The sequence below is a fragment of the Nonomuraea sp. B19D2 genome (assembly GCF_040137845.1).
Classification (GTDB): Bacteria; Actinomycetota; Actinomycetes; order Streptosporangiales; family Streptosporangiaceae; genus Nonomuraea.
The window spans coordinates 105,584-122,114 of record NZ_JBEFAK010000012.1 but is presented as its reverse complement, the minus strand read 5'-3'; the positions used below and the strand labels follow the sequence as shown (position 1 = coordinate 122,114).

Annotated in this window: 13 protein-coding genes; 4 read left to right on the top strand and 9 right to left on the bottom strand. The window is 71.8% G+C overall.

The window, feature by feature from the left end; genetic code table 11:
- Positions 1-5 precede the first annotated feature (5 nt).
- On the top strand, positions 6-1,283 hold the full coding sequence (locus tag ABN273_RS23210; protein ID WP_349451053.1) for an oxygenase MpaB family protein: 1,278 nt from the start codon (positions 6-8) through the stop codon (positions 1,281-1,283).
- Positions 1,280-4,498: an ATP-binding protein gene (locus ABN273_RS23205; RefSeq protein WP_349451052.1), complete on the top strand. Its 3,219-nt coding sequence runs from the start codon at positions 1,280-1,282 to the stop codon at positions 4,496-4,498. The genes ABN273_RS23210 and ABN273_RS23205 overlap by 4 nt, the downstream gene beginning before the upstream one ends.
- A gap of 35 nt (positions 4,499-4,533) precedes the next feature.
- Here ABN273_RS23205 and ABN273_RS23200 read toward each other — a convergent pair whose 3' ends face one another.
- The 8 genes from ABN273_RS23200 to ABN273_RS23165 form a co-directional block, all read right to left on the bottom strand.
- Entirely contained in the window at positions 4,534-5,277 is a 744-nt protein-coding gene (locus tag ABN273_RS23200; RefSeq protein WP_349451051.1) for an SDR family NAD(P)-dependent oxidoreductase, read from the bottom strand.
- A 54-nt stretch (positions 5,278-5,331) separates the two neighbouring features.
- The gene (locus tag ABN273_RS23195) at positions 5,332-6,606 is read right to left on the bottom strand and encodes a sensor histidine kinase (RefSeq protein WP_349451050.1); all 1,275 of its coding nucleotides are present in this window, start codon (positions 6,604-6,606) and stop codon (positions 5,332-5,334) included.
- The gene (locus tag ABN273_RS23190) at positions 6,603-7,280 is read right to left on the bottom strand and encodes a response regulator transcription factor (RefSeq protein WP_349451049.1); all 678 of its coding nucleotides are present in this window, start codon (positions 7,278-7,280) and stop codon (positions 6,603-6,605) included. Before ABN273_RS23190 ends, ABN273_RS23195 begins: the two co-directional genes overlap by 4 nt.
- Positions 7,281-7,362: 82 nt before the next feature.
- The gene (locus ABN273_RS23185; RefSeq protein WP_349451048.1) at positions 7,363-8,679 is read right to left on the bottom strand and encodes a cation:proton antiporter; all 1,317 of its coding nucleotides are present in this window, start codon (positions 8,677-8,679) and stop codon (positions 7,363-7,365) included.
- A gap of 2 nt (positions 8,680-8,681) precedes the next feature.
- Positions 8,682-10,001, bottom strand: coding sequence for a cytochrome P450 (locus ABN273_RS23180; RefSeq protein WP_349451047.1), 1,320 nt, complete (start codon positions 9,999-10,001; stop codon positions 8,682-8,684).
- Positions 9,998-11,038 (bottom strand): alpha-hydroxy acid oxidase, encoded by a 1,041-nt coding sequence (locus ABN273_RS23175; protein ID WP_349451194.1) that lies wholly within the window; start codon positions 11,036-11,038, stop codon positions 9,998-10,000. The genes ABN273_RS23180 and ABN273_RS23175 overlap by 4 nt, the downstream gene beginning before the upstream one ends.
- Positions 11,038-12,594: an NAD(P)-binding domain-containing protein gene (locus ABN273_RS23170; protein ID WP_349451046.1), complete on the bottom strand. Its 1,557-nt coding sequence runs from the start codon at positions 12,592-12,594 to the stop codon at positions 11,038-11,040. Before ABN273_RS23170 ends, ABN273_RS23175 begins: the two co-directional genes overlap by 1 nt.
- Before the next feature lie 39 nt (positions 12,595-12,633).
- The gene (locus ABN273_RS23165) at positions 12,634-14,241 is read right to left on the bottom strand and encodes a class I adenylate-forming enzyme family protein (protein ID WP_349451045.1); all 1,608 of its coding nucleotides are present in this window, start codon (positions 14,239-14,241) and stop codon (positions 12,634-12,636) included.
- Between the two features lie 135 nt (positions 14,242-14,376).
- On the opposite strand from ABN273_RS23165, the gene ABN273_RS23160 reads away from it, so the two are divergent.
- Both ABN273_RS23160 and ABN273_RS23155 read left to right on the top strand, forming a co-directional pair.
- Positions 14,377-15,063, top strand: a complete 687-nt coding sequence (locus ABN273_RS23160) for a sulfotransferase family protein (protein WP_349451044.1) — start codon at positions 14,377-14,379, stop codon at positions 15,061-15,063.
- A gap of 238 nt (positions 15,064-15,301) precedes the next feature.
- The gene (locus ABN273_RS23155) at positions 15,302-15,808 is read left to right on the top strand and encodes a hypothetical protein (RefSeq protein WP_349451043.1); all 507 of its coding nucleotides are present in this window, start codon (positions 15,302-15,304) and stop codon (positions 15,806-15,808) included.
- Positions 15,809-15,922: 114 nt separating this feature from the next.
- Here ABN273_RS23155 and ABN273_RS23150 read toward each other — a convergent pair whose 3' ends face one another.
- On the bottom strand, positions 15,923-16,219 hold the full coding sequence (locus tag ABN273_RS23150; protein WP_349451042.1) for a proprotein convertase P-domain-containing protein: 297 nt from the start codon (positions 16,217-16,219) through the stop codon (positions 15,923-15,925).
- Positions 16,220-16,531: the final 312 nt, after the last annotated feature.

Here is a 16,531-nt window from a genome sequence, read left to right as displayed (position 1 = left end):
GGTAGATGAACGATCAAGACCGCTGGCCGGAGGAGAGGTTCCGGCAGCTGAGGCAGCAGGCCGACCCGGACATCGACAAGGTGGTGGCCGGCTACCTGGACGACCAGCCCGCGGGGACGGGGCCGCTCGAGCTGGTGAAGGCGGTGATCCAGGAGCTGTCGGCGGCCAAGCGGGAGGCCAGGGCCCCCTCGGGCGAGCCGCCCGCCTCGGACATCTTCGAGGCCATCGACTTCGCCGCGGACCTGCCCGAGTGGGGCGACGACCGCGAGCTGCTGGCCAAGGGGCAGACCGTGTTCGCTGACTACGGGCTCTACCAGTCGGCCGCGCTGTTCTGCAAGTGCCTGCCGATGGCGTACGTGGAGGTGTCCAGCGCCAAGGTGCTGGCCGGTGTCTCGCAGCTGGCCACGCACGGCCTCACCCGCCGGGTGGCCGAGACCGGGCAGATGCTGGTCGACGTGATGGGGCTCAAGGCCGTCAACAGCCTGGAGCCGGGACGTCCAGGCCACACGACGGCGATCGGGCTGCGGATCCTGCACTCGTTCGTGCGCGCGCTGGTCAACGAGCGCTTCGCTGACCACTGGGACACCGCCCGGTTCGGGCCGCCGGTCAACCAGGAGCTCCTGCTGGCCACCATCTTCGACTTCTCCGTGGTGACATGGGAGGCTCTGGAGAGCATGGGTGTGACGCTGTCCGAGGAGCAGCGCGCGGCTCACCTCTACACCTGGAGTGTGTTCGGCCATCTCATGGGCGTGGAGGCCTGCCGCGACCGGCCGCTCACGCTGGAGGACGTCGAGCCGGTCAGCGAGCGCCTGGGCCGTCTGTACGAGTCCAGCGACGAGGGCCGCCGGCTGATGGCCAGGCTGTTGGCGGAGATGGAGGGCTTCATGCACCTGGGGTGGCGCAAGCTGCCGCGCAGCCTGGTGCACTGGGTCTTCCGCGACGCCAAGTACGGCGCCGACCGGGTGCCCGAGCTGCTCGGGGTGCCCAAGCCCGCCTGGTGGTTCACGGGGCTGTTCACGGTGGCGCGCGCGGCGCACCGGCACTCAAAGCTGGCCGGGCCGGTCGACGGCGTGGTTCGCTGGCTCGTGCGCAAGGCCGGGCGGCAGATCGTGATCGCCCTGATCGACCGCCACTCCGACGGGCAGGCGGCGTTCCGGATCCCCGAGGAGCTGGCCGGCGCCTGGCGGATCAGGCAGTCCCGCCCGGCGGTGAAGACGCGTGCGATCCGCCGCACCGTCCGCAGGACCCTGCGAGCGCCTGTCCGGGGAGGGCCGCACAGGTGACCGCCACCCACGCGCCAGGCACGCTGACCACGGCGACGATCCTGTTCACCGACGTGGTCAGCTCCACCGCCATGCGGATCAGGCTCGGCGAGGAACGCGCCAACGTCGTCTTCCGCCGCCTCTACCAGCTGCTCCGCTCCGTGGTGACCGCCAACGGCGCCACGTTCACCAAGAGCCTCGGCGACGGGCTGATGGCCGTCTTCGACTCGGCCACGGCCGGGCTCGACGCGATCATCGCGGTGGAGCAGGCGGTGGCCGACGAGAACGAGCGGGCCCTGGAGAAGATCTCCATCAGGGCCGCGCTGGCGGCGGGCGACGTGTGCTGGGGCCACGACGACGTCAGCGGGCTGCCGACCGTCGAGGCGGCCCGCCTGGTCGCCGTCGCCGAGGGCGGCCAGGTGCTCTGCACCGATCTCGTACGGCGGCTGGCGCAGGGGCGGAGCCGGCACGAGTTCAAGGATCTGGGGCGGCTGCCGGGCAAGGGGCTGCGTGAGCCGATGCACACGTACGAGCTGCACTGGCAGGCCGCCGACCACCACGAGGTGGGCGGGCTGGCCCCGTGGCTGGACGACGGCCACGTGCTGCCGTTCGTCGGCAGGGACGAGCAGCTGCGGGCGCTGGACGGGCAGCTGGCGGCGGCCGAGTTCGGCAGCGGGCTGGTGATCCTCCAGGGTGATCCGGGGGTCGGCAAGACCCGGCTGGCGTCCGAGGTGGCCAGGCGGGCGCTGAGGCGGCAGTTCACGGTGCTGGCGGGGCGGTGCACGGATCCGGCGCGGCAGGCGTACGAGCCGATCGCCGGCGCGGTGGAGCGGCTGGCCCGCACCTCGCCCGCGCTGCTGCTGCGGGCCGGGGTCGACCAGCAGTGCGGCCAGCTCGTCCGCCTCGCGCCCTCGCTGGCCGCTCCCCCGCTGTCGCTGGAGGTGCCGCCCGCCACCGAGCCCGTGTCCGAGCGCTACCACCTGATGGCCGCGGCCCGCACGCTGATCGAGCGCCTGGCCACCGTACGGCCGGTGCTGCTGGTGATCGACGACCTGCAGTGGGCGACCCTGGAGTCGCTGCAGATGCTCAACGCCCTCATGTGGGACGCCGAGGCCCTGCCGCTGCTGGTCCTGGCCACCTCGCGGCCCCTGCCGGTCGAGTCCGCCATGCCGGAGCTGCACAAGCTGACCGCCGACGGCACCATGATCCAGGTCCCCTCCTTCGGGCTGGACGAGGTCTCCCACGCGCTGGCGGAGGTGCGCGGCGGGGGCGACTCCGAGCTGCTGCACCGGATCACCGGCGGCAACGCGTTCCTCATCAGCGAGGTGGTCAGGGAGCTGGCCGCGGGCAAGGACCTCGACGCGCTGGCCGTGCCCGACTCGGTGACGCGGATGGTCATGGCCCGGCTGGCGCAGCTCCACCCGGACGCCAGAGACCTGGTCAACCTGCTGGCCGTCGGCGAGCGCATGGAGTCGGCGGAGCTGCGGCTCGGGCTCGGGCTCGACGAGGCGAGGTTCGTGGCCGCGGTGGAGGAGGCCATGGGCGCGGGCCTGGTCACCATGTCGGGCGGCGGGGCCTGCCGGTTCTCCCACGAGCTGACCAGAACCGCCCTCTACGCCAAGCTCTCCGCGCCGCGCGCCGGGCTGCTGCACGGGCGGGTGGCCGACGTGCTGTGCCAGACGGATCCGCGCGCCATGGAGACCCGGCCGTACGTCGTGGCCGCCCACCTGACGGCCGCCGCCGAGCACGGCCGCGACCCGGCCCGCGTCGGCGCCGCGGCCGAGGCGGGCGTGCGGGCGGCCCAGCACGCGCTGGCCGGGCTGGCCCACCGCGAGGCGGTCACCTGGTACCAGCGGGTGCTGGACCTGCTGCAGGACTTCCCCGGCGCCACGCTGGAGCGGCGCGCGGAGCTGCTGGTGGAGTGCGGCAGGGCGATGTGGCTGGCCGGCGACCCCGACGCCAGGCAGACCCTGGCGCAGGCGGCCGACCTGGCCAGGCAGTGCGAGCGCGACGATCTGATCGTCCTGGCGGCGCTCGGCGGCGACCGCGGCTTCTCCACCATCTCGGCGGCGCCCGACCAGCAGCGCATCGCGCTGCTGACCGAGGCGCGCAGGCTGGTCGACTCCACCGACCTGAGCACCAGGGCGCTGCTGGCGGCCAAGCTCGCCTCTGAGCTCATCTGGGCGCCTGACGGCGAGCGGCGCTTCGCGCTGAGCGACGAGGCGGTGGCCCTGGCCCGCAAGTCGGGCGATCCGCGCACGCTCGCCGGCGTGCTCGGGCTGCGCAGCCTCACGATCATCCCCGCCGACCCGCTGCACCAGCGCCACCGCGACGGCGACGAGATGCTGGAGGCGGCCCGCCGCACGGGCGACGACCTGGCGCTCTTCCACGCCTACGTGCAGCGCACTCCCCCGGTGCTCGACGGCGGCGACGTGGCCAAGGCCGCGGTGCTGCTCGACAAGGCCGACGAGCTGGCGCACCGGCTGGCTCAGCCGCACCTCAACTGGCTGATCGGCTACTCCAAGGCCGGCCTGACGCTGATGCAGGGCGACCTGGCGCAGGCCGAGTCCGAGGCGGTGTCGGCCATGCGGCTGGGCTCGGAGATCGGCCGCCGCCTGGAGGCCGTGGCCATCTTCTCGGAGCAGATCGCCGAGATCCGGCGGCTCCAGGGCCGGCTGTGGGAGCTGCGCGACCGGCTGCGCCGCGCCGCCCAGGCGCCGCGCGTGGACCCGGTGCACGCGGTGCTGCGCTATCTGTGCGAGATGGCCGACGAGGAGGCCGATCCCCTGCTGGAGCGCATCCTCGCGTACGGGGGCGCGACGCCGCCCCGCAACATGGCTCACCGGCCCGCCCTGGACAACCTCGCCGTGGCCGCCGCCCGCCTGGGGCGGGCGGAGCTGGCGGGGCAGCTGTACGACTCGCTGGCCTCCGACGGGGAGACCTTCGGGCACGGCACGGTGGCCCACCACTGCGGGCACCACTACCTGGCGCACCTGTGCGTGGCGATGGGCTCGCCGCAGCGGGCCGCGGAGCATTTCGAGGCCGCGGCCGAGGTGCACGAGCGGCGCGGCGTGCCGCTCATGCTGGCGGAGTCGCTGCTGGACTGGGCCGACCTGCTGGAGGCCGGCCGGGAGAAGGGCACGGTGAGCGGGCCGAAGCCGGCGGACCTGCGCGAGTGGTGCGCCACGCTGGTCGCCGGCCGCGGGGCCCTGCTGCTGGAGCGGCGGCTGCGCTGATCCCGTGGGCTGATCCCGGGGGCTGACGCCGGGGATCAGCGCAGGTAGGAGGCGCCGTTGAGGTCGAGTACGGCGCCGCTGGCCCATTCGGCGGCCGGGGAGGCAAGGTAGACGACGGCCGCCGCGATCTCGTCAGGCCGCGCCACCCGCCCGAACGGGCTCTGCGCCCGGATCTCCTCCCCCCGAGGGGACTTGAGGTGCTCATTGGTCATGTCCGTCTCCACGTACCCGGGCGCCACCCCGGCCACCGCGATCCCGCGCGGGGCCAGCGCGATGGCCAGCGACTGGCCCAGCGCGTTGAGCCCGGCCTTGCTGGCCCCGTACGCCGGGCTGTTCGGCTCGCCGCGGAAGGCGCCGCGCGAGGAGACGTTGATCACGCGGCCGCCGGCGGGCATGTGCTGGACGGCGCACCAGGTGACGTTGGCCGGGCCGATCAGGTTGGTGCCGAGGATGCGCTGCCAGGCCGTGCGCCACTCGTCGTAGGACGTCTCGGTGATGGGGTGGTCGATGAAGACGCCGGCGTTGTTCACCAGCACGTCGATCCCGCCCAGCTCCTGCGCCGCCGCGTCCACCATGCGCCGCACCGCCTCGGGGTCCGCCAGGTCGGCCTGCACGATGCCGTGCCCCTGGCCGGGCAGCTCCTCGAGCAGGCTCTGGGCCTCCTTCGCCGAGTCCCGGTGATGGATGGCCACGTGATCGCCCTGCGCGGCGAACGCCGCCGCGATCGCCCGGCCGATGCCCCTGGACGCACCTGTGACAAGAACTCCACGCCCGCTCATTCGCCGTACGCTAGCAGGGCCCCTGATCGCGGCGGCGAGCCGGGTGTCCGCCGCTCAGCTGCGCCGTTCGGGTTCGCGGGCGGGTGGCGCCCAAAGGGGCGGTGCACCGGTCTGGTCGGCCGGGAGGCGGACGGTGAAGGCAGCGCCGGCGCCGGGGCGGCCGTCGGCGGTGATGGTGCCGTGGTGGCCCTCCACCACCTCCCGGACGAGCGCGAGCCCCAGCCCGAATCCTCCTCCCACGAACCGGGTGAAGAGGCGTTCGGCGTGTGCCGGATCCAGGCCCTCCCCGTCGTCCCCGACCGTGAGCAGGACGGCGTCGCGGTCCCTTGAGAGGGTCATCCGGATGTGGCCGCCCATGCGCGTGTGGCCCAGTGCGTTGTCCAGCAGGGCCGAGATGACGCGGCGCAGCGCGGACTCCACGCCGCGCACCACGTGATCGCCCGGGCCCTCGCACCAGACCTCGATCGTCACCCCCTGGGACTCCGCACGGGCGTTCTCGGCCACCGCCAGCTCCGCGGCCAGCACCGCCAGGTCGACCGGGCCGAACAGGCGGCGGAGCTGCTGGAACTGGGCCGACTGGAGCAGGTCCGCCACCACCTCGCCCAGCTGCCTGGTGCCGGTGACGAGCTGGTCGACCTCGTCGATCAGCAGGATCGGGTCCGTGCCGCCCCGCAGCCGGCGGGACAGGAGCTGGGCGCGGGTGTGCAGGCGGGTCAGCGGGGTGCGCAGCTCGTGGCTGACGTCGGCGGTGAAGCGGCGCTGGCGCGCCAGGGCCTCGCCCAGCGGCGCGATGGCGCGGCGGGAGATGACCTGGCCGACCAGCAGCGCGGCCAGCAGGCCCGCGACCTCCGCGCCGCCGAGCGTGCGGAGCAGCCGCAGGCGCTCCGCGGCCTGGTAGCGCAGGTCCATCGCCGCCTGGACGGTCGTGTCGCCGCGCCGCTGGGTGCGGATGAGGTACGCGTGCCCGGCCACCTCGACCTCCTCGACCCGCGGCGGGGAGCCGGCGGCCACCTGCTCCAGGCGTACCGGGAGCTCCGCAGGCGCGCCGGGAGAGCTGCGCACGGCGCCGTCGCGCAGCTCGTAGAGCCACACGCATGGAGGCGGGTGGGCGATGGAGGCACGGGTCGCGGCGGCGGCCAGGTCGCGCTGCGCCGAGCCGGCCTGCTGGTGCACCATGAAGCAGTAGACCAGCACGCCGACGAGCGCGAGCACCACGGAGATCGCGCCCGCGACCTGAACGGTGAGGCGGCGGCGGGCCCGCTTCAGCAGCCGCTTGTCGAGGGCGTACCGCTGCGGATCGGCCCGCCCGCCGAGGGCCGGCAGGCTCATAACTCACCCAGGCGGTAGCCCACGCCTCGCACGGTGTACACGACCCCTGATCCCAGCTTGTTGCGCAGGTAGTAGACGTACGTGTCCACGATCGATTCCTTCTTGGCGCCGTCGAAGACCCGCTGCCGGAGCGACGTGCGGGTGTGCACCTGCCGCGGCCGGGCCGCGAGGGCGCTGAGCAGCCGGCACTCCTGTCCCGACAGCGCCACCTGCTCGCCGCTCGGCAGCCGGACGATGTGCGACTCGGAGTCCAGCCAGCCCGCGCCGAGCGGCAGCAGCCTGGCCTGGTCGATGTTCCTGCGGTGCAGGGCCCGCACCCTGGCCAGCAGCTCGTCGATCTCGAACGGCTTGACCAGGTAGTCCTCCGCGCCCGCGTCCAGCCCGGCGACGCGGTCGGCGAGCGAGCCGAAGGCGGTCAGCACGAGCACGGGCGTGGTGACCGCCTGCCGGCGCAGCCGCCGGAGCAGGTCGATCCCGTCGAGCACGGGCAGGCCGCGATCGACGATCAGCACGTCGTACGAGCGGCTCAGCCCCAGGTGCAGCCCCCGCTGCCCCTCCAGAGCCAGGTCGACGGCGTACCCCTGCTCCGTGAACAGGTCGACCAGCATGTACCCCAGTTCGCGGTCATCCTCGATGATCAGCAGCCGACGGGCCGCACCAGATGAAGCAGCCACCTGACCACGGTTACACCACCGGTGGCGCAATTACCAGGTCCACTCGTCAGGAAACCGGAGGCACCCCCGCCCACCTGCACGATCACAACGGATTGGACCTGACAAGCTCGGGTGGTTCGGCCACCTTGGTCACGCCCTCGAGGCGCTGGGGCAGGGCCAGCTTGTAGAGCGGCAGGGCGCCCGCCGTGGTGATGACGGCCACGAGCACCAGCATGGCGAAGAGCTCGTCGGTGATCATGCCTTGGGCCAGGCCGATGTTGATGAAGATGAGGATCATCAGCCCGCGCGCGTTCATGAGGGCGCCCACCGCGTACGACTCCCGCCAGCCGAACCCGAGCCCGCGCATCGCCAGCGAGCACCCGAAGTACTTGCCGCAGAACCCGGCGAGCAGGATCAGCCCGAACGCCAGCAGCATGGCGCCGCCCGCGAGGCCGCCGAGGTGGGTGTTCAGCCCGGAGAAGGTGAAGAACGTCGGCAGCAGGAGCGTCGAGACGACCTCCATCATGCGGCCGTGCAGCGCCTGGCGGAAGGCCGGGTCACGCGGCATGGCAAGGCCGGCGAAGAAGCCGCCGAAGACCGAGTAGACGCCGATCCAGTCCGTCAGCCAGCCGGCGGTGAGGGGCACGAGCATGACGACGTACATGCCGGTGGCGCCGAGCCGGCCGGTGCGGGCCACGGTCCTGCCCAGAGGGCGCAGCGCTGGGGCGACCACCTTGAGCATCACGACGGCGAACACCGCGGTCAGGGCGATGGTGGGCAGCGCGCCGGTGGGGCCGGAGCCGAGGTGCATGGCCGACAGGACGGCGAGCAGGCACCAGGCCAGCGCGTCATCGATGGAGGCGGCGACGAGGGTGAGGCGGCCGATGGGCGAGTTCTCCAGGCCGCGTTCGTACAGGATCCTGGCGAGCATGGGGAACGCGGTCAGCGACAGCGCCCCGCCGACGAACAGGGCGAACTGGAACGGGCTGACGTCGGGACGCGAGAGCATGTCGTGCAGGAGGAGCGCGGCGCCGAAGCCGAGCAGCAACGACGGGACGATGCCCGCGGCGGCCAGGGCGGAGGCCTTGCGGACCTCGCCGGGTGTCCGCGCGCCGTGGTCGAGGCCGGCGCCGACCAGGAACATGTAGAGCGTCAGCCCGATGGTGCTCAGCACGTACAGGACCGGCCTGACCTCCCGGGGGAACAGGACCGCCTGCGCCTCGGGGAAGAGCCAGCCGAAGAACGTCGGGCCGAGCAGCACGCCGGCGACCATCTCGCCGAGCACGCGCGGCTGCATCACCATTTGCGCCAGCCGGCCGCAGATCGCCGCCGTGATCAGGATGACGACGAGGGCGGGCAGGACCTTGAGTATGAGGGCGAGGTTCGGATCGGGAGGCACGACGTGGGCCAGTACGGTCATGTTCAGTCCTCCACTGAGTGATCGAAGTGGCGCTCGCAGAGCCGTTGCCGGCGGGCGTCCCAGACCATGTACGTGCCGAGGACCAGTTGCACAAAGCTGCGCCAGACGTCCTCCCAGCGGTCGCGAACCCGCATGAAGGCGAGCGCGGCGCGGGGCGGGCGGGACGCGTCCGGCGGGGTGAGCAGGCACGGCCCTCGGTTGGGCAGGGACCGGGTGTGGGCGGCCGAGGAGTGCAGGGCGTACCGGTGCAGGATCTCCCGCGCCGCGGCCCGCATCGCGATCGGCGCCAGCCGCCAGGCCGGGCAGGCGCGGTTGGCGGCGACGCCGAACGGGATGTGGTTGAGCTCCTTGGCGGGCCGGTCGAAGCGGCTCGTGTCGAAACGGCCCGGATCGGTGAACCCGGCGCGGTGGAACTCGGGATAGTTGAAGCACAGCACCGCCCCGGCCGGGATCGCGGTGCGCTCGTCGAGCTGGATCTCGCCGGTGGTGATGCGGTGGGCGATGCCGAAGAGCGGGTAGAGCCGCAGCGTCTCGGCGATCACGTGGTCGAGGTAGCGGTCGTCGCCCGTGCGTGCCTTGTCCTGTACGCCGGGATGCTGGGCGAGGACCATCAGCAGGTGGGCCATGGCCTCCGACATCTGGACGACGGCGGTGGTGAAGAAGGCGCCGTGCAGGTAGTACGCCTGCTCCTGGGGAGACAGGCCGGCCGGGAGCGGGACCCGCACCCGCGGCAGGCGGCCGAGCAGGTAGCGGGTCAGGCGGTTGCGGCGCCCCATGTGCCGCAGACTGGTGCATTTGAGCGAGGTGACCACGTCGTTCGCGTTGCCGACGATCAGTTCGCGGGCCTCGCGCGGGCACGGCTCGGCGAACACCAGCTCGTACGAGAACTCGGCCCACAGCGGCATCATCACGTCGCGCAGCCGCACCAGCCCGCGGACGCCCTCCAGCGTGCGGGCGGCGCAGCGGCGCGTCAGCTCCTCGGCCTCGGCGCGCGGCACGGCGAGCAGTCCGCGTGTCGTCCTGGCCACGGCGTCGTACCGCTCGCCCGCCTCCAGGTGCTCCTGGTGCATCTCGGGGCCGGGCGCCAGCCAGTACCAGAACAGATCCGACAGCGCGGCGCCCTTGCTCCGCCCGCCCGCCGCGGGGTGCGAGTAGACCTCCTTGAAGCGGTCGACGCCCACGAGGTCGCCGGGGACGGGGATGCCCTCGTCGCCGTTGATCCGGTTGAACACGCGTACGCGCAGCGCCACGACCCTGCCGGGCAGCCACCACGGCAGGCTCACGACGACGGCGAGCGCCAGCAGGAGCGTGATCGGCATCATGGCCGCCGCACCGTGCCCGGCTCGAGATCGCCGATGGACGCGCAGCCGCACAATGTGAGTGCGTGCTCGACCTCCGCACGCAACAGGCCGAGCACGCGGGCCACTCCCCGCTCGCCGTCCGCGGCCAGCCCCCAGATCACCGGGCGGCCGACCGCGACCGCCGTGGCGCCGAGGGCCAGCGCCTTAAGCACGTCGGTGCCGCGCCTGACGCCGCCGTCCAGCAGCACGGGCACGGCTCCGCCGACGGCCGCGACGATGTCCGGGAGCAGGTCGATCGTGGCGGGAACCGTGTCGAGTTGCCGCCCGCCGTGGTTCGAGACCATGATCGCGGAGATGCCGCGGCCGAGCGCGAGCCGGGCGTCCTCCGGATGCGTGATCCCTTTGAGCACGATCGGCAGCGCGGTCATCTCCCTGAGCCGGTCGATGTGCTCCCACGACAGCTCGGGCGACATGACGATCGGGCGCACCCGGTCGCCGTCGCGCATGTTCTCGCAGCACAGGTGCTCGGGTAGATCGTGGAAGCCGTTGCGCAGGTCCCGCTCGCGCCGCCCGAGCACGGGCGAGTCCACGGTGACGACCAGCGCCTTGCAGCCGGCCGCCTCGGCGCGGCGCACGACGGTCTCGGTGAAGGCCGGGTCCGGCTGCACGTACAGCTGGAACCAGAGCTCGGCGCCGGGCGCGGCGGCGGCCACGTCCTCGACGGCGACGGTGGCGGCCATGCTCACGATCATGATCGTCTCTGCGGCGGCGGCCGCCCGCGCCGTGGCCCGCTCGCCCTCCGGGTCGGCGAGCCGGTGGAACGCGGTCGGCGCCACCAGCACGGGCATGGCCGCGCGGCTGCCGAGCAGGGTCACGCCCGTCTGGAGCTTGGCCGCGCCGCGCAGCACCCTGGGCAGCAGGACGAGGCGTTCGAACGCGGCCTCGTTCGCGCGCACGGTGACCTCGTCACCTGCCCCGCCGGCGAAGTAGTCGTAGTGGGCGGGCTCGAGGCGGTCGCGGGCCGCGGCCTCGAACTCGCGCAGGCTCCACCGCTCCATCACACCGGTACCCGCGCGGCCCGCCGGGCGAAGAAGGCCCGGAGCGGCTCGATGTGGATCTCCGGGGAGTTCCACTCGTTCTCCAGGTTCTCGGTGATGTGGTGGGCGACCGGGGCCTGCCCCGGCACGTGGTGACGGACCACGGGGTGGAGGTAGTGGCCCTCGTGGGCGCGGGCCGAGTCGCTCTGCCGGATGCGGCCCACCTCGATGTCGAAGGGGTCGATCTGGTCGTGGTCGGGGCCGTACTCAAGGGTGATCGCGAAGTGACCGCGGTCGCCGATCGGCGGGCCCTGCAGGTCGTACGGCAGCTCCTCCATGTAGCGGGCGGCGCCGCCGTCGAGCACGATGACGTCGGCGAGCAGGCCGAACTGCTGCCACAGCGCCGAGGTGCGGTTGACCCGCTCGATGACCGCCGCCGCGAGCGCCGCCGGGTCGGCGGGCAGCTGCCTGGCGGGCCAGGGCACGTCGTGGTAGCGGGACTCCAGGACGCGGTGCAGCGCGCGGGCGCCGTACCTGAAGCCGTGGATGAAGCCGCTGGTGCCGTGCTTGAAGTCGCGCGACTGCGTGATCGTCCCGGCGAAGTAGAGGTCCGGCACGTTGACGGACTCGTAGGCCGGGGTGAGCGCCGGGAACCTGTCGTCGATGGTCAGCTCGGGGCGGCAGCCCTCGCCGAAGATCGAGGCGTCGAAGCGGAAGCCGGTGCAGAGGATCACGCGGTCGTACGGGATGTCCTTGGTGACCTCGTTCACCCGGGCGAAGGAGACCGTCACCAGGTACATGCCGTCCGGTTTCCGCTCGATGCGCTTGATGTCGCCGTCGAGGATCGCGTTCTGGGACTTGAGCTGGTACGTGTCCAGCAGGCCGTTGTTGACCGCGCGCAGGTGGCCGACGTAGTGCGTGCGCCAGGCCATGCGCACCGAGTGCGGGCCCGCGACGTGGATCACGGCGGCGGTCTCGATGAGGTTGTCGGCCGTCTCGAAGGCCGAGTTGCCCTTGCCGATGACGAGCACCCGCTGGTTGCGGTAGTCGGCCGGGTCGGTGGAGGCGGTGCCGTACAGCTCGGCCGTCTCGATGCCCGGGATGGACGGGATGTTGGCCTGGGTGACGCCGGTCGCGACGATGATCCGCTTCGCCTCGTACCGGCGGCCGGACTCGTCCGTCACCTGGAACGCGCCGGACCTGTCCACGCGGACGACGTGGGAGCCGTACGCGATGCGCAGGCCGCACTTGTCGGCGAAGTCGGCCAGATAGCGGACCATGTCGTCGGCGTTCGGGAAGTACCGGTCGCTGTAGTGGGTGAACAGCAGGCCGGGATCGTCCGACAGCAGCGAGTTCCAGTCCATCCTGAGATTGAGCTCGGGGTCGTCCCACCCGGTGTGCTTCTTGTTGATCGAGATGAGCGTGCGATGGCGCGGGAAGGTGCGGAAGAACTGGCCCGGTGCAGGACCCGCCTCGAGGATCAGGTAGTCCCGGCCCTGCTGCTGCAGGAAGTACCCCAGCTGCAGACCCGCCGGGCCCGCGCCGATCACCAGGTGGTCCAGGGTCGTGTCCGGCACTGACGCCTCCGTCACAGCGATGTGATTGAACGGACAACATCAGTGTTGGGGGGCAATTCTCAGAATTTGCTCAGAGAGGGCTCGTTTGTCGGGCTTTCCACTGGTGGCCAGCGGGACGGCGGGCACGATCGTGATCGTCTGAGGCACGCTGTCCTCGCCGAGTTCCTGCCGCACCAGCGCTCTCAGCGCGTCGCGGCCGGGGGTCCGTCCCGCCGCCGGGACGACGAACGCGTGCACGGCCTCGCCGGCGCCCTCGTCCGGGGCACCCACCACGTACGCCTCGTCCACGTCGGGGTGACCGGTCAGTACGCGCTCGATCGGGCCCGCGTACACGACCATGGCGTTGACCATGATGACGTCGCGGGACCGGCCCGCCAGGTGGAGGAACCCGTCCTCGTCCACGCGACCGAGGTCACGGGTGCGCAGCCAGCCGTCCCGCAGGGTCGCGCGGGTCTCCTCGTCGTCGCCCCAGTAGCCCTTCATCAGGTACGGGCTGCGTACGTGGATCTCGCCCGTCGTGTGCGGGGGGACTTCGTGGCCGTCCTCGTCGCGCACGCTGATCCCGACCCCGGGATGCGGGCGGCCGACCGGCTCCAGCACGCCCGCGGCGATGTGTTCCGGCGTGAGCATGGCGATGTTGCCCGCCTCGGTCTGCCCGTATCCCTGGTAGACGACGGGCCCGAGCCTCTGGGCCGCCTCGGCCAGCCGCCGTGGGCTGATCGGCGAGCCGGAGACCATCAAGGCCCGCAGACTACTCACATCCACCGTGTCCAGAAATTTCAGCATCTGGAATAGCTTGGGCACAGTGATGATCGAGCCGGTGATCCGGTAGCGCTCTATCGCGTACGGGAACATGGGCCGCCCGTCGTCCTCGGGGATCACCGCGGTGCCGCCGCCGAGCAGGCACGGGGCCACGAACTCCATGACGACCATGCTGGCGAGGGTGCCGAACAGCAGGTAACGCTCGAAGTCCCTGGCGAGCCCGGCCGCGACGGGCGACCACAGGCGCGGCTGCCACGCCCAGTGCTCGGTGAGCGCCCGGTATGTGATCGCACACCCCTTGGGCCGGCCGGTACTGCCGCTGGTGAAGGTCAGCAGCGCCACGTCGTCGGGCCGGGCCGCCACATCCGGCGCCCGGCCGTCGCCCGGGTGCCGCAGGAGCTCGTCGAGGCGTAACACGGGCTTTCCGGGCAGGTGGCGCGCCGCGACTCGGAGCAGACTGGACGTGGCGATCCCGGAGCCACCCGCGGGGCCAGTCGGAGGATGGGTCGCGGGGCCAGTCGGAGGGGCGGTCCCGGGGCCGGTCGGAGGGGCGGTCCCGGGGTCGGTCGTGGAGTCCACGAGCAGGGCGTCGACGCCCATCCCGAGGATGTGGGCGAGCTGCCCCTCCGGGTAACCGGGCCGGATGCCGACGACGCGGCAGCCGAGCGCGTGCGCGGCCATGTGGGCGGCGAACGCCTCGGGCGTGACGGCCGTGCGGATCGCGACCGCCCGCCCCGGGCCAAGACCCGCCGCACCCAACGCGCCGGCCAGCCGCCTGATCAGCGCCAGCAGCTCGCCCCGGGAGACGGTCCTGTCACCGTGCTCGAAGGCCGTGCTGCCGGGGGCCTCGCGCAGCGCGTCGAGAAGGGAGTTCGGGAAGAGCATGTGCGGCTCCTCTGTGCTTTCATCGGCAGTAGGCGTATGGCCATATATCGGCATTCCTATATATCGGGATGCATTGCGACGGTAGACAGCACACATCAGAGCCGCATCAGAGACGCGCAGGGTGGTGAGCGCCAGGTGAAGGTGATCGGCGCGGGTTTCGGCCGCACGGGCACGCGGTCCTTGCAGGCGGCGCTCGAGATCCTGGGGTACGGCCCCTGCTACCACATGTCGACGGTCATCGCGGAGCCGTACCGCGTCCGGCAGTGGCTCGAGGTCGGCGAGGGCCGCTCCCGGGACTGGGACACGCTGTTCGCCGGCTTCCAGTCCGCCGTCGACTGGCCCGCCGCCGCGTACTGGCGGGAGCTGGCCGAGCACTACCCCGACGCCAAGGTCATCCTCACCGTCCGCGATCCCGCCCGCTGGTACGACAGCGTCAGCGAGACCATCTTCCGCAGCGCCATGGAGGAGCGGCGGCTCCCCTTACGCCGCCGGGTGACCCGCTGGCTGGTGGCCCGCCGCGCCCCGGACTTCGCCCTGTACCCGCGCATGGCCCGGGCGACCGTCATGGACCGCGTCTTCGACGACCGCATCGACGACCGCGCCCATGTCCTCAGCGTCTTCGAACGGCACGTGGCCGAGGTGAAGGCGGCGATCCCGGCGGACCGGCTGCTGGTGTTCGAGGCCGGGGACGGCTGGGAGCCGCTGTGCGCGTTCCTCGGCACGCCGGTGCCCGAAGGGCCGTTTCCGCAGGTCAACGAGCGGGCGGCGTTCCGCGGGAAACGGCCGCGGCGGCTGCTGCGGCTGATCGTACGCGGGCGCTGAGCCGGAGACCGCGCACCACGACATGATGCCCGAACTTTGACGGCTACGGGATGGACCGCCACCCCCTGCAGGGATCTCATATACGAGGACCGACAAGAGGACGGCACCGTCTCCGCGCGTTGCGGAAGGCGGTCCCTCTACATATCCGCCTGGCGGAGTGCACGCCCTAGGGTGCGGAATCTGGTCTGTCTCGTGCGGCAGGAGACTCCCAGCCAGGCTCCGAAGAAGATGATGGCGTATGCACACGACCGCCTGCACGCGGCAGCTGGTGCTGGTCGCCATGTCGGCGGCCATCGCGGGGGGCTTCGCGGTGGCACCGGCGAACGCGGCCGATACTCGGATGGCACAAGCGTCCACAACGGTGTCATCCATCACCGACAGCCTCAGCCTGACCATGCTGGATCCTCCTGACCGGCGCAGAAATCGGAGACACGCCGCCGACGACGACACGCCCAAGATGGGGGCGTGCCGGCACCCCGGATGCGAGGACAAGGCTCGGCAGGCGCGGCGCAAGGCCCAGAAGGAGTTCATGCGGCAGTGGTACGAGCGGCGGGACACCGCCGTGTCGCAACGGAATTGGCGGAACCTGAAGAAGGAACTGAAGGGGTGGATTGACTTCAGGAGTCCAGGGGTCAAGGAGCGGGAGGAAACACTGGAGCGCATTCGCGAAAGCGGCAGGCACCAGGGCGACATGCAGCAAGGCGGCATGCACCAGGGCGGCATGCAGCCTCATCCTGGCCCATGAGGGGCGCTCGTCCTGGACGGGGGCCAGGCTCATCAGCAACCCGCCCGCCACCGGCGAGCGGGCTTGTGCCGGGCTGCGACAGCTGCCGCCCGCCAGAAGCCCGCTGCCGCGGGATCAGAACTTGAGCCACCACCCGTCCACGTAACCGATGTCCCCTGCGGTGACGTCCTCGACCCGTAGCTTCCACGTCCCGTTCGCCGGTGACGAGCTCGCGTCCACCGGATAGGTCTCATAGATGACGTCGCCGCTGTCCTTGGCATCCGCGGCGCGCAGCGGGTACACCGTGCCGTTCGGGCTGATCAGGTCGAGCTTCAGATCGCCCACCCAGCTGTGCTGGATGTCCGCGTAGACCGTCACCTTGTCGTGGATGTTCCCAGGGAACCACCCGGTGACCGTGACGGGAGACTCCACGACCTCGCGATCGGGGATGTCGTGGTCGTCCCAGTTCTCTTGACGTGCTCTCCGCCGTGAACGACAGAGATTCCCGTGCTGCTCACGCAGCAGTTCATGCCGCCTACACGGCACGACCTATGGAACGGGACGCTTGACGCTTCACCGACCCGCCCAACGGCGAGTCTCCACATCCTGTCACCGCCCGTCCGGCGGCATCGTTATACCAATGAATCAAGGAGGTGATCTCTCAGCCAGCTTGGTTATCGCTTGCCTGTTCGACCGCAAGAACCATACCGTACGTGGTCGAGAAGTCGCAAGGAGTTGCGGTCA

Excerpts from the sequence above, each read along its gene's own strand:
- ABN273_RS23165 (WP_349451045.1), bottom strand. The coding sequence starts at position 14,241 with ATGCTCTTCCCGAACTCCCTTCTCGACGCGCTGCGCGAGGCCCCCGGC.
- ABN273_RS23200 (WP_349451051.1), bottom strand. The coding sequence starts at position 5,277 with ATGAGCGGGCGTGGAGTTCTTGTCACAGGTGCGTCCAGGGGCATCGGC.
- ABN273_RS23185 (WP_349451048.1), bottom strand. The coding sequence starts at position 8,679 with ATGACCGTACTGGCCCACGTCGTGCCTCCCGATCCGAACCTCGCCCTC.
- ABN273_RS23195 (WP_349451050.1), bottom strand. The coding sequence starts at position 6,606 with ATGAGCCTGCCGGCCCTCGGCGGGCGGGCCGATCCGCAGCGGTACGCC.
- ABN273_RS23180 (WP_349451047.1), bottom strand. The coding sequence starts at position 10,001 with ATGATGCCGATCACGCTCCTGCTGGCGCTCGCCGTCGTCGTGAGCCTG.
- ABN273_RS23210 (WP_349451053.1), top strand. The coding sequence starts at position 6 with ATGAACGATCAAGACCGCTGGCCGGAGGAGAGGTTCCGGCAGCTGAGG.
- ABN273_RS23155 (WP_349451043.1), top strand. The coding sequence starts at position 15,302 with ATGCACACGACCGCCTGCACGCGGCAGCTGGTGCTGGTCGCCATGTCG.
- ABN273_RS23175 (WP_349451194.1), bottom strand. The coding sequence starts at position 11,038 with ATGGAGCGGTGGAGCCTGCGCGAGTTCGAGGCCGCGGCCCGCGACCGC.